Origin of the sequence: Nitrobacter sp. Nb-311A (assembly GCF_000152905.1) — a bacterium.
Taxonomy (GTDB): Bacteria; Pseudomonadota; Alphaproteobacteria; order Rhizobiales; family Xanthobacteraceae; genus Nitrobacter.
In genome coordinates this window covers 208660-231973 of sequence record NZ_CH672418.1, presented here as the reverse complement: position 1 = coordinate 231973, position 23314 = coordinate 208660, and the positions used below count along the sequence as shown (strand labels likewise).

The following is a 23314-nucleotide window of genomic DNA, read 5'->3' as shown; positions in this document are numbered from 1 at the left end:
GGCGGACGTCAAAATGATTTTCAGGAGGTTTCTACCGCGACGAAATGCAATGCTTGAACCGACTCCATAGGAGCTGCGGTATTGACGCCAAAACCCGATCCCGATCTTCAGCAACGCGACGCGCTGCTCCAGACCGTGCTTCGCGACTACTTCGCGTCCGACAATGCTGCGATCCTGAACACCATCCGCTCCCAGGCCGAATATGTCGATCTCGTCTCCGGCGCGGTCCTGCTGCGCCAGGGCGAAGCCGGTGACGACGTGTACTTCGTCCTGTCGGGCCGGCTGCACGCATTTTCCGAAACCGAATCCGGCGCGAGAAAGATCCTCGGCGAGATCGGACGCGGCGAAACAATAGGCGAGCTCGCGCTGTTCACCGGCGAGCCGCGCTCGGCAACCATCGTAGCGGTGCGCGATACGCTGCTGGTCAAAGTGACGCGCGCGATGATCGAGCACGCGATCCTGCAACATCCGGAAATCGAAATGTCGATGATGAGGGTCGTGATCCGGCGATTCCGCCAGCGCGAGCGCGAGCGACAAACGCCGCTGGTGCCAGTGAACATCTGCATCCTGCCGGTCACGCCCGGACCCGACGCCGCCGATTTCGCGCGAAGGCTGCGTAACGCGCAAGCCGCCATGGCCGGGCCGGTGACGGTCGTCACCGCCGACGACGTCGTCAAACGCTTCGGTATCGCTCCGGACCACGCGCCTGAACAGCATAACGATGCGCTTGCCGGTTATATCGACGACATCGAGGCTCAGAGCCGCGCAGTGTATCTTGTCGCCGACGGAGACGACACCGCATGGACACGGTTTTGCCTTCGTCATGCCGACGAGGTGCTGCTACTCGCCAACGCCGATCACGACCCCGGTCTCGCGGCCGTCGAGCGGGCATGCCTATCGCCCGCAGCTCCCATCTCGATCGCGCGACAGACGCTGGTCCTGCTGCACAGGACTGATACGAAAATACCCGTCGGAACGACGCATTGGCTGAACGCTCGGCCGAATGCGCGGCACTTTCACATTCGTCCGCAGTTACCCGCCGACATGCATCGCCTCGCCCGTATCGTAGCCGGACGAGGCATCGGATTGGTGCTGTCGGGCGGAGGCGCGCGTGGCTTCGCCCATATCGGCGTCATCAAGGCGCTTGAAGAGGCAGGCATTCCCGTCGACATGCTAGGCGGCAGCTCAATCGGCGCGGTCATGGGAATGGTGCTGGCGCTCGGGCGCAGCGCGGATGAAGTCGCGGCTGCCGTCCGAAAGGCGTTCCTCCAACATCCGAGAGGCAACGTCACCGGCGACTATAACTTTATTCCCCTGGTATCGCTGATCAAGGGCGCGCGCACGCGAAGCGCGATGACGCAGGCCGTGCGCGATGCCACGGGCCGGGACGCCATCGACAGCGAGGATTGCTGGACCACCTTCTTCACCATCGCATCAGACTTTTCGACCGGCAGCGAAGCCGTCCTGCTGCGAGGCGACCTCACCCGTAACGTCGGCGCAAGTTACGCAATTCCCGGCGCGCTGCCGCCGGTCTTCATCGGCAGGCACATGATGTATGACGGCAGCACGTTCAACAATTTCCCTGTCGACGTAATGGCCCGACTCGGCGCCGGCCGCATCATCGGTGTCGATCTCTCGATCGACCGCGAGCAATTGTTCGATATTGACTGCGTGCCGGGAACGCCCACCCTTCTGCGCGACAAACTGAAACCGCGTGCGAAGCGACGTTACCTTCTGCCGAGCGTGCCCGAGACGATGCTGCGATCATCCTTCATCACATCGATCTCCAAACAAAAGGAGATGGGAAAGTTCACCGACCTCTTGTTCCGGCCGCGCACCCCCGAGTGCCGCCTGCTGGACTGGAGCCGCTTCGACGAGATGGTCGCCGCCGGCTACAGCCAGGCGAGGCAAGTGCTGGCCGGTCTGACCGACGAGCAGCGGGAAATGTTTCGATAAATCGTTGCCGGCGCGCCGCCTGCACCGATTATTTTAACGTGCTTTCTCAAGGCGGCCGATACTGTCGTGTCAAAACGCAAGGACAAGCCTTGCTCGAGAGCCTACGCATATACCGCGGCCCCATAGCCGAGACATCGGCGCAGCCGCCCTACTCGTCCCGATAGATCTTTTCCCGCTTCTCGTGGCGCTCCTGGGCTTCAACGGAAAGCGTCGCGATCGGTCGCGCTTCAAGCCGCTTCAGCGAGATCGGCTCGCCCGTTTCCTCGCAATAGCCGTAGGTGTTGTCCTCGATCCGCTGCAAGGCGGCGTCGATCTTGGAGATCAGCTTTCGCTGTCGGTCACGGGCGCGCAACTCGATGGCGCGGTCGGTTTCCGAGGACGCTCGATCCGCGAGGTCGGGAAGGTTGACGTTTTCTTCCTGAAGAGTCTGCAGCGTAACCTTCGATTCGCGGAGGATCTCATCCTTCCATGCCAGCAGCTTGGCGCGGAAATATTCGCGCTGACGCTCGTTCATGAAGGGCTCTTTTTCGGAGGGTCTGTAGTTCTTCAACTTTTCCAAATGCATTCCTGCTCGGTGCAAGGCGCCGGACGGTCCAGCTGCGGCGGAGCTTATATAGCGGCCGTTTGTGACAGACAATATCGTCGCACCAAAACCCATCCTTGAAATTGGGGACTTCCGCGTTTGGCTTGAACATTTTCGCTTCTGATCGAATTAGAAGCGGGCTCTATGATTTTGATTTGATGCGTTTTCTTCATGCGAACCGATAACCGCTTGCTTTGAAAAAGCCATAGCCCGACGGCGGAGGTCCGCGGAGCGTTCGAGACCGTCTTTCGACGGGTTCCATGACGTATCGCCGCCTTCAGACCTGCCCCACCTTGGCAAGTTCCACCTCGACGCGCAGCTCGATCTCAGCCAGGACCGCATCGAGACCGGCATCGCCGGAGGACGATTTCAGCCCGGCAGCGGCAGTGCGCAGCCGGATTACGGTTGACGGGTCGAAGGTGCCGGAAAGCAGCCCGATCTTGAGATCGTCGAGCACGTCCAGCGCGCCCCTGCCCCGCTGCACCGAGCGCCTGCGCCGCTCCGCCGGATCCTCCTCGACGCCCTGCAACGTCAGCAACGCATCGATGGTCGCCGGCGCTTTCGGCGCGGCCGCGGCCTTGCTTTCCGCAGTCGCGGACGGGTCCGGCAAGGAAAAATCGCTTCCACCCGTTCGCCGGGCGGACGGAGCCTGCGTTCCCGGCGCGGTGCCGTTCGTTCCGTAAATTCGCATCGATCGTCTCGTCCGAATATGATGGCAACGAACCACGCCCATTGTCGAGAACCGGAGAACCATCGCCGGCCGAAAGGGCGCGCCGGATAATTCCGGCGGTAGAACCGTGGGCCGTTATGATTAACGAAGCGTAAATGCTCGGCAAATTCTGCCGATGAAGGGCAACTTCGCCGTCCCCCTCGAACGCGCACGCGGCAGCCGATTTCAAGAAAATATCGTATTATCAATATGATACATCGCCAATCGCGATGGCACGCGTCTCGCATGGTTAACGGGCGAATGGGCGGTCATGGGAGTGGCGGCAGCCTACCTCAGGGGAGCAGAGGATGTCTGGCGTTGGTGTCAAGCGCGTCGTCCGGGTCGTCGCCATAGCACTCATGGCGCTGGCGTCACTGGGAACTCCGGCTCATGCCACCTCGAGGATCAAGGACCTCGCGAATATCGAAGGCGTGCGGCAAAACCAGTTGATCGGTTACGGCCTCGTGGTCGGTCTCAACGGCAGCGGCGATACTCTCAACAATATCCCGTTCACCAAGCAGTCGCTGCAGGCGATGCTGGAGCGCATGGGCGTCAACATCCGCGGCGCCACCATCCGAACCGGCAACGTCGCGGCCGTCATGGTGACCGGCAACCTGCCCGCCTTCGCCACCCAGGGCACCCGCATGGACGTCACGGTCTCGGCGATGGGCGACGCCAAAAGCCTGCAAGGCGGCACATTGCTTGTCACGCCGTTGCTTGGCGCCGACGGCAATGTGTATGCGGTGGCGCAGGGCTCGCTTGCGATCGGCGGCTTCGCCGCTGAAGGCGCCGCGGCGAGCGTCACCAAGGGCGTGCCGACCAACGGGCGCATCGCCAACGGCGCCATCGTCGAACGCGAGATCGAATTCGCACTGAACCGGATGCCGAACGTCCGGCTGGCGCTGCGCAACGGCGACTTCACCACCGCCAAACGCATCGCCGCAGCAGTCAACGATTTCCTCGGCACGAAGACTGCCGAGCCGATCGATCCGTCTACAGTGCAACTCTCCATTCCAGGGGAGTACAAGGGCAACGTCGTCGCCCTTCTGACCGAGATCGAACAGTTGCAGGTCGAGCCTGACATCGCGGCCAAGATTGTTATCGACGAACGCTCCGGGGTCATCGTAATGGGACGCGACGTCCGCGTCGCCACCGTCGCGGTCGCGCAAGGCAATCTCACCGTGTCCATTTCCGAAAGTCCACAGGTCAGCCAGCCCAATCCGCTGGCACGCGGGCGGACGGTTGTGACACCGCGCACCGACGTCGGCGTGACCGAGGACGGCAGGAAGCTCGCGCTGGTCAAGAACGGCGTCTCGCTTCAGGAGCTTGTCGACGGACTTAACGGCCTCGGCATCGGGCCACGCGACCTGATCGCCATTCTACAGGCGATCAAGGCGGCCGGCGCGATCGAAGCCGATATCGAGGTGATGTAATGGAAGCTCACGCGATCACTGACCCGATAAACGCCGCCCATCGCAGCGTCCCGCGCGCGAAAACGATGCTGCACGGCCACGTCGATCCGCAACTCGCGCAAGCGCTGGAACACGTTCCATCGCGCTCGGTAGAAAAAGCCAAAGCGACTTCGGAAGATTTCGAGGCGATGTTCCTCAACTCCATGTTTTCGCAAATGACAACCGGCCTGAAGGGCGAAGGTCCGTTCGGCGATACACCAGGCACCGGAGTGTGGCGCTCAATGCTCACAGAGCAGTATTCCAGATCGTTCGCCAAGGCCGGCGGCGTCGGTGTCTCCGACGCGGTGTTCCGCGCCCTGATCATGCAACAGGCGAGCCAGACCCAGTTATCACCGAAGGAGACCGCATGACGCCGCAATCCGCAGACCCGCAGGCGTCCCCTCTCCGCTCCCCCGTATCGACGCCAGCGGACGCACGCAGGCTCGCCGACGACATGCTCGACATCATGAATGCGCTGCTCGCCGTCATCGAGCGCGAAACCGAACTGGTGCGCGCCGGCAAGATTCGCGAAGGCATGGCGCTCGAAAGCCGGAAGACAGAACTGTCGCGCCGCTATGTCGACGCCATCAGGCAATTCAAGACCGGTCAAGCCTACATGACTCAGGCGACGCCGGATCTGCTCACCGCGCTGCAACGGCACCATGATACATTCCGCGCCATGCTCCAGGTGAATCTCACGGTGCTCGCCACCGCGCATGCGGTTTCCGAAGGAATTGTTCGCGGCGTCAGTGCCGAGGCGCAGCGCCGCGCCGCGCCGCAGACCTACACGGCAAGCGGACAGCGCAGCGCACCCTCGCGTCAGCACATGAGTCCCATCGCAGTCAGCCGTTCGCTTTAACCGCGCTTCAGATATCCGGGCGGAAACATTCCAATCGTCGCTGTCGTTGCGATGCTGCGAAGGTGCATGATTTGGATTGGGATGAAAAAGCAGAAGAGTTCTGGGAATCGTTGTCGATATCGACACAGATAAGCATGCCGCACTGAACCGGCTGCAACCATGGTCCGGCAAGGTTAGAACCAATCCAGACAGGCGATATTGCAAGGAAATTACCCATTCGGTAAAGCCAGACCTGGATTGCGTGAGCACCGTGCGATCGAGGGAATAAGGCTCGACCCGTGTCGTTTGATATCCAGGATCTTTTCCGCCGGCACAGCAAGGAGCTGACCCGCTTCCTGCGCCGGCGTGTGCCGTCTGCGGAGGCGGCTGCGGATCTGACCCAGGAAGCATTTCTCGCGCTCTGGTCGGCGCGCTCCCGTACCCCCATCGCCAATGGTCATGCCTATCTGTTTCGCACGGCGACCAACCTGGCGATCAACTACAATCGCCGTCAACGCATCCTGTCTTTTGTCGATGATCCGGAGACGGCGCTTGCGACACTGACGGACGACACGCCATCGGCCGAGCAGGTCGTGTTGTCCCGGCAGGAACTGAAGATCGTTTATGCGACGCTGAACGAATTTCCGCCGGCCCATCGCGCGGTTTTCATTCTGTCACGTATCGACGGCCGGACTTTCGACGAAATCGGCCGGATGCTCGACATCCAGCCCAGGACGGCATTCGGCCATATGGTGCGCATTCTCGCCCGGATGAAATTGCGCCTCGATGAAGCGCGGCGGTAAAGCAGTTCCATGGCGGCATGAAGAGGTTCAGGGGCTGCTGGTTCCATCTGAAGCATTCTCCGATATCACCTCAGAAATCCACCTCTCTCGATTGTCAATGTAATAGGACGAACTCGGCTGTCCGCGCCGTCCGGGAGGTTTGCTTGCATGGAACATGCGGCCGATAGTCAGGTGAGCGACGATCCCGACCACGTCCGGATTGTCGAGGAGGCGGCAGTCTGGTTCGCCACGATGCATGGCGGCAAGGCTTCCGGCAGAAACAAGAACGCATTGAAGGCGTGGCTCGCGGCCGATCCGCGTCACGCTGAAGCCTATGCGGATATAAACAGGCTGTGGATGGGCGCGATCGAGCTTCCTGGCATGAAGGATCGTCACCTCGCCGCGCGGAAAGCGCTGACGCGCCGCAGGCTCGGCAAGGCCGTCATTGCGGGAACCATTGGCCTCGGAGCCTGGCGATATCTGGCGAGCTACCCTTTCGCCGACTACCGGACTGCGACAGGAGAACGTCGCGCCGTGACGCTCGCCGATGGATCGACCATCGATCTCGCGGCCGAAACAAAAATTTCGCTGGCCTTCACGCGCGAGCGGCGAGGCCTCACGCTCCACGAAGGTGAGGCTTTTTTCACGGTCGCGAAAGACGCCGCACGGCCGTTTGTCGTCGAAGCCGGATCGGGGCGCACGACCGCGCTCGGCACGGCGTTTGGCGTTGACTATCGGGATGCCAGCGCGACCGTCACCGTGACGGAAAGCGCCGTCGACGTCACGCTCGGCAGCCAATCCGCCAAGGTCTCCGCCGGCTCGCTGGTTACCTATGACAGCAGGCATATCGGAGCGCCGCGGCAATCGGAAACCGGCACCGAACTTGCGTGGCGGGAGGGTCGGCTGGTCTTCACGCAGGCGCCTCTCGGACAGGCCGTGCAGGCGCTCAACCGCTGGCGCTCCGGGCGCATCATCGTCATGAGCAACGCGCTCGCGCAGCGGCCGATCACACTCATTGTCAACCTCAACCGCACCGAGACGATCGTGGCGCAACTCGCCGAGGCGGTGCCGATCCGGATTGTTGCCGCCACGCCATACCTGACCCTGTTGTTTGAGGCCGGCTGATTTTTTTTGCATCACGCCGCAAAATTCCGGAGCCCCGATTGTCTGACTCTGTAACCGCGCTCCGGCATCTCTGCCGGGGCCTGTGTATGGGGGCTTTAAGGGTATGAGAAGCGGGGCAGAGAAAAGGTTGGTCACGGAAGCGCGGGCTGGCGTCTCAAACAGGTGTGCGGCTTTTCTGCTTCTGTCGACGGCCCTGACGACAGGCATGGTCGGCGTCGCGAACGCCCAGACGCCGGGATCGAGCGGGCGTGGCACGGCCCCGGCGGCGCGTAGTGCAGGTTATAACTTCTCCATTCCTCCCCAGCCGCTCACCGGCGCGATCTCGGCTTTCTCGCGTGTCACCGGCATTGATGTCGTCGGCGACGGCGGCATCGGGCGCGGCGTCGGCTCGCCCGGTGTATCCGGCAATCTCACGCCCCATCAGGCGTTGACCCGCCTTCTGGCGGGAACGGGCCTCAGCTATCGTTTTACCAATGCCTCGACCGTCGCCATCCAGCGGCCGAATGCGGACGGCGGCGCTGGCGCGGTGCCATCAGGCGCGATCGCGCTCGATACGATCGATGTGCAGGGCGCCTCAAATCCCAATGCGCTGATTGGCAATCTTCCGCCGGAATATGCGGGCGGACAGGTCGCTCGCGGCGGACAGCTCGGCTTGCTGGGCAATCGAGACCTGATGAACACGCCATTCAATCAAACGAGCTACACGTCGAAACTGATGCAAAATCAGCAAATAAAATACATCGCCGATGTGCTTCAGAATGATCCCTCGGTTCTCGTTGACACCGGACCGTCGGGCGGTGCGGACAATTTCATCATTCGCGGATTCGATGCCGGAAATGGCGATATGCTGTTCAACGGCATGGCTGGAATTGCGCCGACTTGGTTCAATTCCATGATGTCGGAGTCCATTGAGCGCGTTGAGGTGCTCAAAGGTCCGAGCGCACTCTTAAATGGCGCTGGCGCACTGGGTAGCATCGGCGGAATGATCAATCTCGTCCCGAAGAGGGCCGGGGACGATCCATTGACGCAAGCCACGCTCGACCATGCTTCAAACTCTCAGTTTGGAGGGCACGTAGATATCGGTCGTCGATTTGGCGGCAACAAGGAGTTTGGCGTCCGCTTCAATGGGGTCTATCGTGATGGCGATACACCTATTGATCATCAGTCGCGGGAATCTCGACTGGCAACCTTAGCTCTCGACTATCGGGGAGAGCGTCTCCGCTTGTCCGCGGACCTTGGCTATCAATATCAGAATCTGAAGGGCGTACGCGTTTGGTCCTCTGTTGATCCGGGCGTCGCTGTCCCCCCTCCGCCAAATACCCGCACCAATGCGTCACCGCCATGGGGATATGTTGCCCCGGAAGTATTCTATGGCGTAGCGCGCGGTGAGTTCGATTTGACATCGAACATAACCGCCTTTGCCGCCGTCGGCGGCAATCAAAGGAAACAGCCGAGTTTCTATGTGATCCGATCCATCACGGATTCCGCGGGCACGCTCGGGCCTACCACCGCGTTTGAAGAAGCTGATGCTATGTACACCCTGTCCACGGAGGCCGGCGTACGCGGAAACTTCGAAACAGGACCCATTAAACATCAAGCCACCGTCGCTTACAGCAAAGTTAGCATCGACTGGAGGCGGGTGGACGGAAACAGTGCGCCGGTTCCGACATCTAACATCTACAGTCCAGTATTTGGACCTGGCCCAGCTGGCCCTCGTCCCAATGCAAGCGATGCGAGACCATTACAAGACATTTCACTTTCTGGAATCACCATGGCGGATACGCTCTCCATTTTCGACGACAGAATCCAGGTCACGGGAGGAGTGCGCTTCCAAGAGATCGAGGCCACGCGGTTTAATATTTCAACGGGAGCTGTGAGATCAAATTACGATGAGAAGACCGCCACACCAATGGTCGGCGTCGTCTTAAAACCGTGGTCCAATGTTTCGCTATATGGCAATTACATAGAGGGTCTCCAACAGGGACCGGTTGCTCCGTTGGGCGCCGCGAACGCAGGTGAGATATTCTCGCCCTATGTGGCGAAGCAAACCGAAGTCGGCTTGAAAGTGGATTTCGGTCGTATCACCACGACGTTGTCGACCTATCAGCTCGCGAAACCCGTAGGATATGTCGATCCCACCACTAACCTGTTTGGGGTTTATGGTGACCAGCGTCATCGCGGAATCGAATTGAACGTATTCGGTGAGCTGACAGAGTCGTTGCGGTTGCTTGGAGGGGCAAACTATATCGAGTCAGTGCAATTGAACACCGGCGACAGCGCAACTGCCGGAAAGCGAGGGGTCGGCGTTCCGGAGTACCGCCTCGTCGCCGGAGCAGAGTGGGATACGCCGTTTGTCAGAGGACTGACCTTCACTGGCCGCTTTATATACAACGGCTCTCAGTTTGTGGATCCTGCCAATACTCAGGAAATCTCGGGATGGACGCGGGTCGATTTTGGTGGCCGCTATACGATCGAGGGCTACGGTATGCCTATTGTAATTCGCGCCAACATCCAGAACGTTTTCGATACCAGGGCTTGGATTGGGGGCACGTTCGGTGGCCTAACCCCAAACGACCCTCGCACTTTCAGGCTCTCAACGACTTTCCAGTTTTGACCCGCGGGCACGCGTTGCTGGTGAAAACTCTCCTTGCGCTGGCGTGCAGTCGCTCAAACGACGACTACCGATCCCTGCCTTCCGCACTCCATCCCATTTAATTCAAATGCTTGCGCTCATTGCAGCACCTCATTGAACACGTTTTCTAACGCAGCGTTGAGAGACAGGCGCTAGGCTTGTTTTTAGAAGGGGGTTGGGATTTGACTCGAGGGGAGCCTGGAGGCGACCATGGGTACGGATTTCAGTATCAAACCGGTTGGAGGACCGGTCGCGGCGCCAGTCGTTCAGCCGGCGGGCCCGGCCGCGAACGATGCCGTGGCGACTCAACTTCCGCCGAGCAAAAGCGTCACCGCGACGGACATCAGCACGCGCGTCCGCAACGACCTGCAGACCTCCCGCGATACACTGTCACGCCAGGTGGTCGTCGATCGTGACGCCGCCTCCGTGGTCTACCAGGTCGTCGATAGCCGGACGAGCATCGTCGTGAAGCAGTTCCCCGAAGAGGCGATGCTGCGGCGACGCGCCTATTTCCGCACACTTGATCTCATGAATGCTGAGCGCGGAGCTTCGGCCGCTACCGACCGGCACGCCTAAAGCATGATCCCGAAAAGTGGAAGCCGGTTTTCGGATAAGATCATGCTCAATCAAAATAATGCTCAGTTCTGATGGACGTAAGCCGTCTCAAGGGTGCTTGCACCGGTCGCCGGATCACTCATGACCGTGCTGACCTGCGCGATGCCTGCCTTTGTCAGCACGAACTTTGAATCGCCGATACGAAATGCGTTATTCTTTATCAGGACTTCCTGATACTTGATCGTGTTTCCATACTGGTACTTGGCCTTGGCGCGGAAACCGTTGACGTTCGAGACCGTCACGGAGAACGGCTTCTGGTTGGCGTACTTGCCGCTCCACGTCCCCTCGAAAACATCAGGATCGACGTTAACGTATTTTCCGGTATTCAGACTGACATTCTGACCGACCGTTTTGTAGTTCGATGCCAGGATGTTCAGGACGTCGGCCAATGATCCGGCTCCGTCTGCAACGGCAAGGTCTACGCTCGCCCGGACAAGCCGGCTGCGAGATTGCAGTTGATGTCGATCAGCGCCGTCAGCTTTGCAGGGTCGGGATTGAGCTGCATGTCCACGGTCTGCTTCATCACGAACACGCCGATGTTGGCGATGTTCTGGCGAACTTCCAGCGGCTGCGGGTTGCTCTCGCTGTCCGCCGCGCTCATGAAGATCGACCACAAACGGCGGTTGAACAACAACGCTTTGTGCATGTCGTTGTCCGGCCCTTTCCAGTGCTCCTGGATCTCCCGAAGCTGCCGCGCCGCCTTCAGCAAAGCCTGCGCCTCGATTTCACGCGGAGACGACGAGGTTTGAGCCGTCCGGGCGTAGGCTTGAGCAGCATTCGACATCTAAAACCTCGGGGGAAAAGAAAAGGGCGCGCGGCAACTCGACGTTGCCGAATGTCTATCAGCACCACCTTTAAAATGGGTTACCCGGCGTTTTTAGATACGTCGAAAAAATGGCGAACGAATGCAGGCTTTGCAGTTGTGCCGGCAAGCCTGGTTGCGAGAATTCCTTCGATCTTCAGGTGAGAAGGAGCATTCGCGGCAATGGAAAAGGCAACTTCGAAAGTGGCCTCCGCGAGATCATGCCCGCGATCACGTCATCAGCGTAGCAATTGCAGGACGCTTTGTTGCGACTGGTTGGCCAGCGCCAGTGCGGACACCGCGATCGACTGTCGAGTTGCCAGGGCTTGACTGTTGGCAGCCTCCTCGTTGGTGTCGGCGAGAGTCAGGTTCGACGAGCCCGTCTGCAGCACATTGATCAGGTTCTTTGAGAAATCCTGACGAATTTGCACGATCGACAGGTTGGAGCCGAGCGTCGAAGCCTGCGTGCGCAGAGTGCTCGACGCTGTGTCGAGGCTCGCGAGCACACTATTGGCCGAGCCGTTGTCGAGAAAGTCAACGCCCACCGTCAGGCTCGCCAGTCCAAGACCGACTGCATTCATGTTGGCGCCGGTAATCGTCAGCGTCGACTTTCCACTCTCGTTGAAGATGAGCTTCAGCGTGTCGCCGCTCAGCAGATTGATGCCGTTGAAGGAAGAGTCCGCCGCTGTCGTGTCTATTTGCTGAATAATGTTGTTGTACTGACTGACGAGGCCGGCGCGGGACGCCTGTACCGCCGGATCTTGAACGGGCGCGCCGGCGACGAGACCGTTGAACGCATATCCCGCGCCGGCCGCGGTCCCGCCGATCGCACCGATGGTCTCGGCGGCAGCCTCGTTGGCGGTCGAGATCGTGATGACGCCGGCTGAATTGATCGTGGCCTGGAGATGGTTCGAGGCAAGCTGCGCGTTCAGGTCGTTGAGGGTTCTGACGGTCCCGTTGGTGCCGTCACCGAACGTGATGTTGGTCGCGACGCCGTCGCCGGTCGGTCCGATCGTCAGCGTCTTGCCGTCGAGGCTCCCCACGCCTCCGCCGCGCGCCGTTGTTCCCGCGGTGAGGCCGAGCTTTGCGAGGACGCCGGCCGGCGTTGAATCGGTCAGTACGAGATCATGAACGATGCCGGTGTTGAGCACGATCTGCCCACTGCCGTTGACCGTCGATGCCGTGTCGGCGTTACCGTGCAGCACGTCGATCACCCCGAGCAGCGAGTCCAAGGTCTGGTCGATACCGATCGTGATGTTCCCGGAGGCGTCTGCGGCCACCGCGCCGGAAGCGACAAAGGTTATGGTCTTGCCGTTGACGACAAAGCTTTCGCCGGCCGCCGGGCCGGTCGGTGTCGCGACTGCACCGTCGGTCAGCGCATTGATAAGGGTGGCGCCGGTTGCCGCGGCGTTGGATGTGCCGGTCTTCAGCGCTGTGCCGGGTGTCGCGGCGGCATTCGTGAACGGTGTCGTGCCTCTGAGATCGAGCGCGGTCGCGCCCGTTATGGGAAGACTCTCCACCGACGACTTCTGTGAATAGCCAATCGGGAATTGCAAAACCTGATTGGCGACCGACTTTGCCGTATCCACCAGCTTCTGCAGCGAGGTCAGGCCGGTGTTGGCCGCCTGCAGCACCTGGATGCCGTTGCCGATGCCGTCGAGCAGATTGCTGATATCGTTGGCGCGGTTGTCGAGCGCTGCTGCGGTGAAAAAATTGGTCGGATTGTCGAGGGCGGTGTTGACCTTCTTGCCGGTGGCGAGACGGTGCTGCGTTCTCGCCAGCAAATCAGCGGTGGACTGCAGCGAGAGCAAATTCTGGCGAACGGATGCCGAGAGAACGATGTCGGACATGTCTGGCCTTCCCTAACGTGCGCGGACGCCAGCTCGCCCCGAGAGCCGGTCCCTGATCGGAAAGGTGAACAAGACGTTTTAATTTATGGTTAACCTCCGATTAACCCGCGCGCTCGATCGCGCGGCCCGGCGAGACACGCCAATCCGATATTCGTGGCGATGACGCGCTTTCTGAACCTGAGCGGCGGAATGCAAGGCGGCTCAGGGGTTTGATTCACGATGTTAGCTGCGAAACTCAAAAGCTCGGAGCGGCGCTCGTACAAACGGTTTCCGCTGTTCTTTCAAAGCTTTACGAATAATGACCGATAATCCGGCTCATAAGAACTGGTCAAAAAAAAAACGGCGGGGTTTCCCCCGCCGTTTCCGTCGTCTGAGATGCGCTTGCGATCAGCGGAGCAGTTGCAGCACGCTCTGCTGCGACTGGTTGGCCAGCGCCAGCGCCGATACCGCGATCGACTGGCGGGTGGCCAGCGCCTGGCTGTTCGCCGCTTCCTCGTTGGTGTCGGCCAGCGTCAGGTTCGCCGATCCGGTCTGCAACACGTTGATCAGGTTCTTGGAGAAGTCCTGACGGATCTGCACGATCGACAGGTTGGAACCGAAGGTCGAAGCCTGCGAGCGCAGCGTGCTGGACGCGGTGTTGAGCGAGTCCAGAATCTTGTTGGTCGAAGCATTGTCCAGGAAGTCGGTGCCCTTGACCAGCGACGCCAGGCCGAGGCCGGCCGGATCGAAGGTCACGCCCTGAATGGTCAGCGTCGACTTGCCGGTTTCGTTGAACACCAGCTTCAGCTGGTCACCGTTGAGCAGGTTGATGCCGTTGAAGGAGGCATCCTGCGCGGTGGTGCGGATCTGGTCGACGACCTGATTGTACTGACCGATCAGCGTGGCGCGGGTGTTCTGCGCGTTGGCGTCCTCGACCGGAGCGGAAGCAGTCATCGCGCCGAACGTATTCGGATCGGTGGTCGCATCGCCGCCGAACGCACCGATCGTCGCGGACGCGTAATCGTTGGTCGTGGTGAAGGTGATCGCGCCCGCCGAGTTGATCGAGGCCGTCAGGTTGTTCGCGGCGAGAGCCGTGTTCAATTGGTCGAGCGTATTGATCTGGCCAGCGCCGGTACCGAAGGTGACGCTGGTCGCGGTGCCGTCAGCGGTCGCGCCGATGGTCAGGGTCTTGCCGCTGAGTGCGGTTGTGCCCGGCGTCAGCGCGGTCGTTCCCGCGGTGAGGCCGATCTTGGCAAGGCCGGAACCCGAAATGACGAGATCCTCAGTGGTGCCGGTGCCGAGCGTAATCTGACCACCGGAAACCGACGAGGTGCCGCCGGTAATCGAGTCGATCTTGGCCAGCAAGGTATCCACGTCATCGGTAATGTTGAGCTGATCGCCGGTCGCACCCGACGCAACGAACGAAATCGTCGTGCCGTTGACAACGATCGTGTCCGATATGGTGAAACCGGAGGCCAGGTTGTTCGAACCTGAACCAGGCGTACCGGACAGAAGGGTTGCACCGGTGATGTTCGCAGCACCGTCGGTATCGTCATTCTGCACGACCGAACCCGTCACCGAGTTCGCGGTCGGGGCGCCAGCGGTTCCGAGCAAGTTATCCGCAGTCGCGCCGGTGATGGCGGCTGTGGTCGCCTGCGACTTGGTGGAGTAGCCGGAGGTCGCCTGCAGCGCCTGGTTGGCGATCGACTTCGCTGTATCGACCAGCTTCTGCAGCGAGGTGATGCCGGTGTTGGCGGCCTGCAACACCTGTACGCCGTTGCCGATCGAGTCGAGGAGGTTGTTGATATCGCTGGCGCGGGAGTCGAGGCCGGCAGCGGTGAAGAAGTTCGTTGGATTGTCGAGAGCGGAATTGACCTTCTTGCCGGTGGCAAGGCGGGTCTGGGTCGTCGAGAGCAGCTCAGCGGTCGACTGAAGCGAAAGCAGATTCTGGCGAACCGATGCGGAGAGAACGATATCGGACATTTTTCATACCTTTCTGGTGTGAATACACATACGCCCATACGCCGAAGATCCTCGGCGAGGCGCTACAGTGATGGGAAGACTCTAAGAAAGCATGAAACCGATAGCGGACTCGCGAGTGCCCGGGTACGTCAAATTGTAACGTCGCAACCGTGACTTAGACGAATTTGATGGCAAAGGCCGCAAGGGCCATTTACCGATCGTTAACCACAATGGGAAAGGATCATGGCAAGCTCCTACCGCGATGCTCGCACCGATGCGGCCTTCCACCGCATTTTGGTTAGCCAACGGCAGCGTTGTTGCGTCCGCTTATTTCAATGACAGGAAACCGTCATGGCGCTGAAAGTCGAATTGAAGCCGCATGAACGCATCATCATCGGCGCCTGCGTCGTGACCAACACCGACCAGCGCGCGCGGCTGTTGATCGAAGGGGACAAGATTCCGATCCTTCGCGAGAAGGACATCCTGACGCCGGAAACGGCGGATACGCCCGCCAAGCTGATCTACCTTGCGGTGCAATTGATGTATCTGTCGCCGGAACCGCAGATCAATCACGGCACGTATTTCAGCCTGCTGCGCGACATCATCACCACCATGCCGGGCGCATGGCCGATCATCGAAGGCATCAACAACGACATCCTCAACGGCGACCTCTACAAGGCGCTCAAGGAGGTCAAAAAGCTGATCGCTTACGAGGAGAAGCTGATGGACGGCAGCAAGGTGACAGCCGGGCGCGCCGACGCCAGGAAGAAGCGCTCCGCCTGATCGGGCGGTCAAACACCGGTCATCCTCAGGCTTCGCGCGTGCCGAACGACAGCACCGCCGACACCAGCGCCTCGATGTCGCGCATTCCGGTGCGATGGTTGACGATCGCCGCGCGGATCGCCAGCCTGCCGTCCAGCATGGTCGTGGACGGCGCCGCGAGTCCCGACTCGTGCAGCGATGCGACAATGTTCGCATTGACCCTGTCGGCATCATCGGCCCGATAGCGGAAGCACACGATGTTGAGCTGCACCGGCGCGAGCAGTTCGAGCTTCGGTTCGGCCGCGATCTTCGCTTCCAGGCAACGCGCCAGCGCGCAGGTCCGGTCAATCATGGCGCCGAGCCTCTCGGTGCCATAGGCTTTCAATGTGAACCACGTCTTCAGCGCGCGAAAGCTGCGGGACATATCCAGGCCGTAGTCGCATGGCCACGGCGAGCCCGCCGCAAGCCCGCGCGTCTCCCGGCGCAGATAGGCGACCGGCGCCGCAAACGTGCGGCGGTGCTGCTCGCCGTCGCGGACGAGAAGGAAACCCGCATCGTAGGGCACCTGTCCCCATTTATGGAAATCGAAAGCGATGGAGTCGGCGCTCTCAATTCCCGCGAGACGAGGTGCGATTTCGGACGACAGAACTCCGAGCGCGCCGAATGCGCCATCGATATGCAGCCATAGCTTCTCGTCGCGGCACACGCCATGCAGCGCCGCAAGATCGTCGATCGCTCCGATGTCGACTGTCCCCGCCGACCCGATCACGAGAAATGGTTCAAATCCCGCGGCGCGATCGACCGCGATCTGCGCACGCAGCGCATCGACATCGATGCGATGACGGCGGTCAACCGGAATCCGTCGCAGGGCGTCGGTGCCGAAGCCGGCGAGGTCCATGGCCTGGGCAATGCAGCCGTGCGTCGCAACCGATGTATAGGCGATGAGACCGGCGCCGCGATCCAACAAGCCGCGCTGGCGCACGGACGGGCCGATTCGCGCCGAACGCGCCACCAGAATTCCCATCAGGTTCGCCATCGACGTTCCCGTGACGAAGATGCCGCTCGCGGTATCGGGAAAGCCGAACATCTGCCGCACCCACAAAACGAGCTGGCGCTCGACTTCGATCGGCATCTGATCGCGGCCGGCGACATTGGCGTTCAACCCCGCCGCCAGCATCTCGGCCAGCATCCCGACCGCTGTGCCGCCGCCGTTGACCCATCCCATGAATCCGGGGTGGACATTCCCGGCGGTGTACGGCGCGATGAGTTCGGCAAACTCCTGATAAATGTCGGCGACATCGACGCCCTCGCGCGGCAGGTCTTCGCGAAAACAGGCGCGCGCTTCCGCCGGGATCGGCCGCCACACCGGGCGCGCGCGAATGCCTGCGATATAGTCGAACATGTCATCGAGCATCCCGTGCCCCTCCGCGCGAAGCATGTCCCAGTCGTCCGGATCGAGCGTTTCATCGGGTTGCGACAGGGCGTCGCGCGATGCAGGCTTCATGCCGCCCGCTCCCCACCGCACGTGAGAACAGTGTGCGGCTCCTCGTAGCAACGAGAGGCGAATTCAATCTCAAAGCTGCGCATGAAACGTGCTTCCTTGCCGCGCGCAAAGGGCTTCTGCTCGCCATTTTCCGAATGGGCTGATGGACCTTCGCGCCAGCCCGCTCCCGTTCCAACCAAAAGGCGGGCACGTCCCGGCAGCGCGGGAATTCCCCATGAGTACCGCACCATGACGGGTTTTGGAACGGGTTTTGTCGTTCCCTGGTCTGGGTCCGGGCTATCCCGGCTCCGACGTAGATAATATCGTCAGAGGAATTTCACCAGACTGAGCTGCGAGAGCATAGCCGTGGTTTGATATGAAGCCTGCAGGTCGGTCTGCAACGCCAGCAGCTGGCTTGCGACTTCGTCAGTGGAAACATTCTCCGCCTGGTCGATGATGTTCTGCATCGTCGCTTGCGTCAGTTTCTGCCGCGCGGTCGCATCCTTCATCACGGTCTGCGCGTTGGCGAGATCGACCTGGATATCCCCGATAGTCTGGCTGCCGGGCGCGACCGTCAGATTTTGCGCCACGCGCGAGTTGAGCGCCGAAATTTGATCGGCCGCGTTCGGATCGGTCGGCGATGTCGTCACTGCCGCAAGAACCGCGACGGACTCCATCAGCGAACGGATGGCATCCTCGCTCGCACGCATCCCATATTGCACCGTCACCGAAGAATCGACCCGCACCACCGAGGTCGCGCGCGCTGAGCCCGCGCCATCGTCTCCGGTGTACCACTGGACAGTATCTGCGACCGTGCCGTTCACAGCGGCGGTGGCCGTGGCAAGCGTTGCCGGCGGGGTCAGGTCAACGCGCTGCGGCGGCTGGTCGAAGAAATCACGCGTCGCGCGGACGGCGGAGGCCGCGACCAGCGAGGTATTCGCCAGTTTTCCGATCGAACTCGTCAGTGCGGCGTTGAGGTTGGCGGCGGTAGCAGTTGGCGTCGCGCCAATCGCGAAGCTGCCGGCAGGCGCCGGCACTTCGCTGGACGCGGTCAGTTGTACTGTCTCGCTGGTGCCGTCCGGAAGATCGAAGGTGAAACTCACTGTGTCGCCATCGACCGGGTTGGTAACGCCGAGATCGACTGAGATGACGGGCGGCGCTCCGGTCGGACCTGTAACTGTGGCTCCTAACAATGACGACGACACCGATTGCAGTTTCAGGCCGTAAACGGAAGGTGATGCATCCTCCGCGACCGCCACGGAGGTGACGGTCGGCGAGGAAATGTCGATGCGGCCAAGGCCACCGGCTCCCAGATCCGCCTGCTTGCGCTCGGAGATGACCTGCCTCAACCCGGCCTGCCCTGCCCCGTTGCCGTTCAGGATCAGATCGGACGAAGCCACCGGCTGGGTGTAGATCGTACTGCCGGAAAAGATGTAGCGATCGCCAGCCTGCGTGTTCAGGATGCCGACCATCGACGAAAATTCAGCGACCGCGGTCTGCTGGCCTGCGGTCTGCCCCATGCTGTTCAACGTCTGCGACCCGCTGATCGCGGCATTCTGCAACTGCGTGCCGATGTCGGAGAGCGCCTGCAGCGCGGTATTGGCAACTCCAATGTTGGTGTTGATCTTCATCATGGTGTCGGTATAGGCGGCAATGTTCGACAGTTGCGCGCGCGCCGCGATCGCAAAGCCTTCGTTGGCGCCCATGCCCGAATAGGTTGTCGCGCGCTTGCCGCTCGTGAGCTGGCCCTGCAAATCGGCCATCTGCGCCTTGAGATTGCGGATCGAACCGCCGAGGATGGTGTTGCCGAAACCGATGCCGTTGACTGCCATGAGAACCGCCTTGCGCCGTCGTTACAATTATGCCTGCAACAGCGTCTGCATCATGCTCTGGACCACGGTCATCACATGCGCATTCGCCGCATAGGAATTCTGCAAAGCGATCAGATTGGCCATTTCGGTGTCCATGTTCACGCCCGCCTCGGCGTCGAACTTTTTCTGCAGGGTATTGACGACGATCTCCTGGCCCTGCGCGACCTGCTTCGCGGTCGTCGCCGCACCGCTCTGCAAGCTGACGAACTGCTGCAGGAACGAGGGCAACGTCCCCTGGAACGGCGCTGCCGCCGCGCCAAGGCCGGTGTTCGGAGAGTAGGTGAAGGTCGCCGACGTCAACCGGTCGAAAATGAAGTCGGAGCGCGTGGTGTCGCCGGCGGGCGTGACCGGCGACGTGCTGTAGATCGTGAGCTTCGAGGGATCGGCGAGCAGCGCGGCGTTGACCTGGATGCGTCCCGCCAGCCCTGTGATCTGCGACGCGGAGCCTGTGATCGCGCCGGTATAGAGTGAGGCGCGGTCGGTGAAGAATGGCAGTTGCGGATTCCCTGATGCGAGCGACTGCACCGTCGTCGTGGTCGATGCCGCGGTCACGGTCGATGCACCAGAGCCGTCGTCGACCACCCGCAACTGCGACCCGGAAGCGGAAAACGTCAGATGCGACGTAGCCCCGATCTGCGCATTCAGTTGCGACACGATCGAGGCGAGTCCGCCAGAGAAATCGACGCCGATCACGCTATCGTTCGGATTGGAGGCCGTATTCGGAATCGGTAGCGCCGCCGGATCGTCCACCCGCACCACGGTGACGGTGTGCGAGACGTTACCGGAGTCGGTGTAGGTGACGCTGAACGAGTTGCCCGGCAGCATATTGGACGGATCAAGGTCAAAACCCGACGGCGGACCAGTCACCGGCACGCCGCCCGTGGTGATGTCGGACAACGCGCTGGCGAGCGTCGCCGCCATCTGGTCCACCTGGTTCTGCGCCTGCACCAAAATCTTGTCGCGCAACTGGACATCGGCGGCGATCTGGCCGGAGTTGATGCCTTGCGAAGCGATCATGTCGATCTTGGCGCCATTCGGAAGCTGGCAGATGATGGTGCCGACGCTCGACTTCGCGGGATCGGCGTTCCATTGCGAGTTCGCGGTGAGCGAGGACTGCGCATTGAATGTCAGCGTTGACGCGTACACGCCGCCGACGAGCTGGACGCCGGACGTGGTGAATACCGAGGTTTGATTGGCGCCATCGGTTACCGCACGGATGTCCATCAACCTTGAAAGCTGGTCGATCGCAGCGTCGCGCTGATCCATCAGCGTAGCAGCCGCCGGATCCTGAACACTCACGCTTTGCAGCCTCTGATTGAGCTGCGCGATCTGTTGCATCGCCGCGCTGGCCTGCGAGACCGATACAGACAGATCTTGCTCGGCGTTGGATCGCAGCGTCTGAATGCCGCCGGTGGTCGCATTGAGCTGTTGCGCCAGCGCCTGCGCGGCGTTCAGCACCGACGACTGAGCTGCAGGATTGCCTGAACTCGCCGACAGCGCCTGTAATGCGGAGGTGAACCTGTTGTAGGCGGCCTCAAGCGTTCCGTCGTTGCCCGGGGTGCCATAGACGTTCTGCAACTGGCCGAGCACTGCGGCGATCTGGCTTGCATAAGCGCTGCCGGCGTTTTCCGTACGCAACTGAGATTGGACATAGGCGTCAAGCGTGCGGCTGACGCCTATGATGCGGACGCCGGAACCGGTGCTGCCGGTCACGATCTGATCCTGCACCAGCGTTTGCGCCACGTAGCCCGGCGTGTTCGCGTTGGCGACGTTGCCGGACACGATCGACAGCGCGGCCTGGTTGGCGCGCAAGCCGGACATGGCGATGGAGAGGGCCGAACTCAAACTCATCTCTTTGCCCGCCTCGAAGCCGGATCAAAATCTGAGAGCCATGCTCCTGATTCAATCAGAAGCGGAAGGCTCTAGCGCAGCACGTTCAGAAGATCCTGAACCATACTGTTCGCGGTGGTGATGACTTTCGTATTCGCCGAATAGGCCTGCTGGGTCACGATCAGCTTGGTGAACTCGTCGGCGATATCGGTGTTGGAGCCTTCGAGCGACGAGCCGCTGATGTGCCCTGCCGCGCCCGCAATTGCCGGCCCTGACTCGTCGGTCACCGCATACGCCCCGCCGTCGAGCGCCTTGAGGTAGTTGGTGCCGTTGAAGTGCGACAGTGACACCTGCGCCAGGGACAGGTTCTGCCCGTTCGAGAAGGTGCCGACCACGATGCCGTCATTGTTGATGGCGACCGATTGCAACTGTCCGGCGGCGTAGCCGTTCTGGTTGATCGCGTTGATGGTGGCGTTGCCGCCGCTGCTCGCATACTGGGTCAGACCGCCCGAGCCGATATTCAGCGTGAGGTTGCCGAGCGACTGGGATCCGACACTGACGCTGGGAATGGTGATGGACGACCCGACCGGGCTCGAAAGCTGGCCGTTGACGCCGAAGGTGAAGTTGGTGCCGACATTGATCCACGCCGCCTGCGTGCCGGTGGCGTTCGGATCGGCCTGATAGAACAGGTTCCAGGTATCGGAATGCCCGGCTCCGAGCGAGGCGCTGTCGGTTTTGGCCCAGCGCAGTTGCAGGTTCACCGCCGTTCCGGTCGCATCATAGGCCGTGACCGCGCCGCCGCTGATCGATTGCTGCTGGAAGATTGTCTGGTCGTTGGCGATCACCACCCCGGCGCCGGGCGTGCCGCCACCCCCGCGCGCGATGTTGGTGGTCGCGCCGAAGCCCATCGCCGTCCAGCCGGAAGACGCGCTCGTGACCGAGAGGTCCTGCGCGGTGCCGGTATGCAGGGTGATTGCGCCGGTGCCGGCGTCGATCGTCGGAGCCTGGCCGGTGATCGCGCCGATCTTGCCCAGCAGATCGCCGACGGTGTCGTCGATGCGGACATGGGTCGCGTCCTGCGCGCCCGGCGGCAACGCGGTGCTGGCGTCGGTGAAGGTGATCGTGGTGCCATTCACGGTGATGGTGTCCCCGACCGCGAATCCACCCGGCAACGAGTCGCTCGGCGCCGTGCCCGACAAAAGCGTCGCGCTGGTGATCGCGACCGGAGGGGTCTGCTGGTTGGTCGCCGGCGACCCCATGGTGGTGTTGTCGGTATAGGGCGGCGCCGGCGTGCCGACCACAAGCGGATTGAAATTGGTCGTGAAGTCGGACGGATTCAATCCGCCGGCCGCCGTGATGCTCCCGACGGGCGCGGTCGCGCTCGACAGCGTTCTCGGGACCGCCGGAAGATTGGCGGCGTATTGCACCGTCGTCGTGGCTTGCGCCGGAACGAAGCTGTTCTGGAACTTAAGCACCTGCGGCACATTGCCGAGCGGATTGCCCGTCTTGGGATCGACCGCTACGCCCATCAGATAGTAGCCGGCGCTGTTGACAAGATGGCCGTGAGCGTCGACCTGAAAATCGCCGCGCCGCGTGTAGTACGTCACGCCGGAAAACTGCGGCTGATTGTCGACCCGTCCCGTCGGCGTCTGGACGTTGAAGAAGCCATCGCCGTTTATCGCCATGTAGGTGCCGACCGTCGAGGCCGACACCGTTCCCTGACTGCTGATGGTCGGGGTCGCATAGGCGGTCACGCCGCCGGCAACCTGACGATTGGGGGTGGTCGAATCCGGGATCAGGTCAACGAAGGCGGTGGTGATACCCTTATAGCCCGTGGTCTGGGAGTTTGCGATGTTGCCGGAGATATTCTGAAGTGCGAAGGACTGTGCCTGCAAACCGCCGACCGAAGTATTCAGTGCGTCGAAAATACCCATACGTCTCTCCAACTCGATCCGGGCGGCCCTAAGCGCAAGGTCAACCTCGCCACGATCGGCAAACGGAGTCGCAATCTCCATGCCAACGGAAGAGACAAATTATTTCAGTAGGTTAGCATATGTTCCGGCTTCGGAGCCCAGGGCATTCTT

Annotated in this window: 19 protein-coding genes; 9 read left to right on the top strand and 10 right to left on the bottom strand. The window is 61.2% G+C overall.

What is annotated here, in order from left to right; all coding sequences use genetic code 11:
* Nucleotides 1–81 precede the first annotated feature (81 nt).
* A complete protein-coding gene (locus NB311A_RS14335) occupies nucleotides 82–1956 on the top strand; it encodes a patatin-like phospholipase family protein (protein ID WP_009799333.1) in 1875 nt (624 codons plus the stop codon).
* 148 nt (nucleotides 1957–2104) lie between these two features.
* On the opposite strand, the gene dksA is transcribed toward NB311A_RS14335, so the two are convergent.
* Complete coding sequence (gene dksA / locus NB311A_RS14330) at nucleotides 2105–2470, bottom strand: RNA polymerase-binding protein DksA (RefSeq protein ID WP_009799332.1); 366 nt, start codon at nucleotides 2468–2470, stop codon at nucleotides 2105–2107.
* 346 nt (nucleotides 2471–2816) lie between these two features.
* Nucleotides 2817–3230, bottom strand: coding sequence for a flagellar assembly protein FliX (locus NB311A_RS14325; protein ID WP_009799331.1), 414 nt, complete (start codon nucleotides 3228–3230; stop codon nucleotides 2817–2819).
* Nucleotides 3231–3556: 326 nt separating this feature from the next.
* Here NB311A_RS14325 and NB311A_RS14320 point away from each other — a divergent pair, with 326 nt between their 5' ends.
* From NB311A_RS14320 to NB311A_RS14290, 7 genes are all read left to right on the top strand, one after another.
* Nucleotides 3557–4681, top strand: coding sequence for a flagellar basal body P-ring protein FlgI (locus NB311A_RS14320; protein ID WP_009799330.1), 1125 nt, complete (start codon nucleotides 3557–3559; stop codon nucleotides 4679–4681).
* Nucleotides 4681–5070, top strand: a complete 390-nt coding sequence (gene flgJ / locus NB311A_RS14315) for a flagellar assembly peptidoglycan hydrolase FlgJ (RefSeq protein WP_009799329.1) — start codon at nucleotides 4681–4683, stop codon at nucleotides 5068–5070. Before NB311A_RS14320 ends, flgJ begins: the two co-directional genes overlap by 1 nt.
* Entirely contained in the window at nucleotides 5067–5558 is a 492-nt protein-coding gene (locus NB311A_RS14310) for a hypothetical protein (protein ID WP_040675341.1), read from the top strand. Before flgJ ends, NB311A_RS14310 begins: the two co-directional genes overlap by 4 nt.
* 278 nt (nucleotides 5559–5836) lie before the next feature.
* Complete coding sequence (locus tag NB311A_RS14305; RefSeq protein WP_009799327.1) at nucleotides 5837–6340, top strand: RNA polymerase sigma factor; 504 nt, start codon at nucleotides 5837–5839, stop codon at nucleotides 6338–6340.
* A 147-nt stretch (nucleotides 6341–6487) separates the two neighbouring features.
* Nucleotides 6488–7444, top strand: a complete 957-nt coding sequence (locus NB311A_RS14300) for a FecR family protein (protein WP_009799326.1) — start codon at nucleotides 6488–6490, stop codon at nucleotides 7442–7444.
* 205 nt (nucleotides 7445–7649) lie between these two features.
* Nucleotides 7650–10058, top strand: a complete 2409-nt coding sequence (locus tag NB311A_RS14295; RefSeq protein ID WP_009799325.1) for a TonB-dependent receptor — start codon at nucleotides 7650–7652, stop codon at nucleotides 10056–10058.
* A gap of 228 nt (nucleotides 10059–10286) precedes the next feature.
* On the top strand, nucleotides 10287–10652 hold the full coding sequence (locus tag NB311A_RS14290) for a hypothetical protein (protein WP_009799324.1): 366 nt from the start codon (nucleotides 10287–10289) through the stop codon (nucleotides 10650–10652).
* Nucleotides 10653–10714: 62 nt separating this feature from the next.
* On the opposite strand, the gene NB311A_RS14285 is transcribed toward NB311A_RS14290, so the two are convergent.
* The 4 genes from NB311A_RS14285 to NB311A_RS14270 all read right to left on the bottom strand — a co-directional run bounded on the left by NB311A_RS14285 (nucleotide 10715) and on the right by NB311A_RS14270 (nucleotide 15305).
* A complete protein-coding gene (locus tag NB311A_RS14285; protein WP_009799323.1) occupies nucleotides 10715–11080 on the bottom strand; it encodes a hypothetical protein in 366 nt (121 codons plus the stop codon).
* A gap of 29 nt (nucleotides 11081–11109) precedes the next feature.
* Entirely contained in the window at nucleotides 11110–11475 is a 366-nt protein-coding gene (gene flaF, locus NB311A_RS14280; RefSeq protein ID WP_009799322.1) for a flagellar biosynthesis regulator FlaF, read from the bottom strand.
* A 257-nt stretch (nucleotides 11476–11732) separates the two neighbouring features.
* Nucleotides 11733–13343 (bottom strand): flagellin, encoded by a 1611-nt coding sequence (locus NB311A_RS14275; RefSeq protein WP_009799320.1) that lies wholly within the window; start codon nucleotides 13341–13343, stop codon nucleotides 11733–11735.
* Nucleotides 13344–13730: 387 nt separating this feature from the next.
* Nucleotides 13731–15305, bottom strand: a complete 1575-nt coding sequence (locus NB311A_RS14270; RefSeq protein ID WP_009799319.1) for a flagellin — start codon at nucleotides 15303–15305, stop codon at nucleotides 13731–13733.
* 330 nt (nucleotides 15306–15635) lie between these two features.
* On the opposite strand from NB311A_RS14270, the gene flbT reads away from it, so the two are divergent.
* Nucleotides 15636–16067: a flagellar biosynthesis repressor FlbT gene (flbT, locus tag NB311A_RS14265; protein ID WP_009799318.1), complete on the top strand. Its 432-nt coding sequence runs from the start codon at nucleotides 15636–15638 to the stop codon at nucleotides 16065–16067.
* Nucleotides 16068–16092: 25 nt separating this feature from the next.
* Here flbT and NB311A_RS14260 read toward each other — a convergent pair whose 3' ends face one another.
* From NB311A_RS14260 to NB311A_RS14245, 4 genes are all read right to left on the bottom strand, one after another.
* A complete protein-coding gene (locus NB311A_RS14260; protein WP_009799317.1) occupies nucleotides 16093–17550 on the bottom strand; it encodes a pyridoxal-dependent decarboxylase in 1458 nt (485 codons plus the stop codon).
* 305 nt (nucleotides 17551–17855) lie between these two features.
* Nucleotides 17856–19361, bottom strand: coding sequence for a hypothetical protein (locus tag NB311A_RS14255; RefSeq protein ID WP_009799316.1), 1506 nt, complete (start codon nucleotides 19359–19361; stop codon nucleotides 17856–17858).
* Nucleotides 19362–19388: 27 nt separating this feature from the next.
* Entirely contained in the window at nucleotides 19389–21251 is a 1863-nt protein-coding gene (gene flgK / locus NB311A_RS14250) for a flagellar hook-associated protein FlgK (RefSeq protein ID WP_009799315.1), read from the bottom strand.
* Nucleotides 21252–21322: 71 nt separating this feature from the next.
* On the bottom strand, nucleotides 21323–23164 hold the full coding sequence (locus NB311A_RS14245; RefSeq protein ID WP_040675440.1) for a flagellar hook protein FlgE: 1842 nt from the start codon (nucleotides 23162–23164) through the stop codon (nucleotides 21323–21325).
* Between the last annotated feature and the right edge of the window lie 150 nt (nucleotides 23165–23314).

Bases quoted from the DNA above. Each gene is read 5' to 3' on its own strand.
- dksA (WP_009799332.1), bottom strand. From the start codon at position 2,470: ATGAACGAGCGTCAGCGCGAATATTTCCGCGCCAAGCTGCTGGCATGG.
- NB311A_RS14325 (WP_009799331.1), bottom strand. From the start codon at position 3,230: ATGCGAATTTACGGAACGAACGGCACCGCGCCGGGAACGCAGGCTCCG.
- NB311A_RS14320 (WP_009799330.1), top strand. From the start codon at position 3,557: ATGTCTGGCGTTGGTGTCAAGCGCGTCGTCCGGGTCGTCGCCATAGCA.
- flgJ (WP_009799329.1), top strand. From the start codon at position 4,681: ATGGAAGCTCACGCGATCACTGACCCGATAAACGCCGCCCATCGCAGC.
- NB311A_RS14310 (WP_040675341.1), top strand. From the start codon at position 5,067: ATGACGCCGCAATCCGCAGACCCGCAGGCGTCCCCTCTCCGCTCCCCC.
- NB311A_RS14300 (WP_009799326.1), top strand. From the start codon at position 6,488: ATGGAACATGCGGCCGATAGTCAGGTGAGCGACGATCCCGACCACGTC.
- NB311A_RS14295 (WP_009799325.1), top strand. From the start codon at position 7,650: ATGGTCGGCGTCGCGAACGCCCAGACGCCGGGATCGAGCGGGCGTGGC.
- NB311A_RS14290 (WP_009799324.1), top strand. From the start codon at position 10,287: ATGGGTACGGATTTCAGTATCAAACCGGTTGGAGGACCGGTCGCGGCG.
- flaF (WP_009799322.1), bottom strand. From the start codon at position 11,475: ATGTCGAATGCTGCTCAAGCCTACGCCCGGACGGCTCAAACCTCGTCG.
- NB311A_RS14275 (WP_009799320.1), bottom strand. From the start codon at position 13,343: ATGTCCGACATCGTTCTCTCGGCATCCGTTCGCCAGAATTTGCTCTCG.
- NB311A_RS14270 (WP_009799319.1), bottom strand. From the start codon at position 15,305: ATGTCCGATATCGTTCTCTCCGCATCGGTTCGCCAGAATCTGCTTTCG.
- flbT (WP_009799318.1), top strand. From the start codon at position 15,636: ATGGCGCTGAAAGTCGAATTGAAGCCGCATGAACGCATCATCATCGGC.
- NB311A_RS14260 (WP_009799317.1), bottom strand. From the start codon at position 17,550: ATGAAGCCTGCATCGCGCGACGCCCTGTCGCAACCCGATGAAACGCTC.
- NB311A_RS14255 (WP_009799316.1), bottom strand. From the start codon at position 19,361: ATGGCAGTCAACGGCATCGGTTTCGGCAACACCATCCTCGGCGGTTCG.
- flgK (WP_009799315.1), bottom strand. From the start codon at position 21,251: ATGAGTTTGAGTTCGGCCCTCTCCATCGCCATGTCCGGCTTGCGCGCC.
- NB311A_RS14245 (WP_040675440.1), bottom strand. From the start codon at position 23,164: ATGGGTATTTTCGACGCACTGAATACTTCGGTCGGCGGTTTGCAGGCA.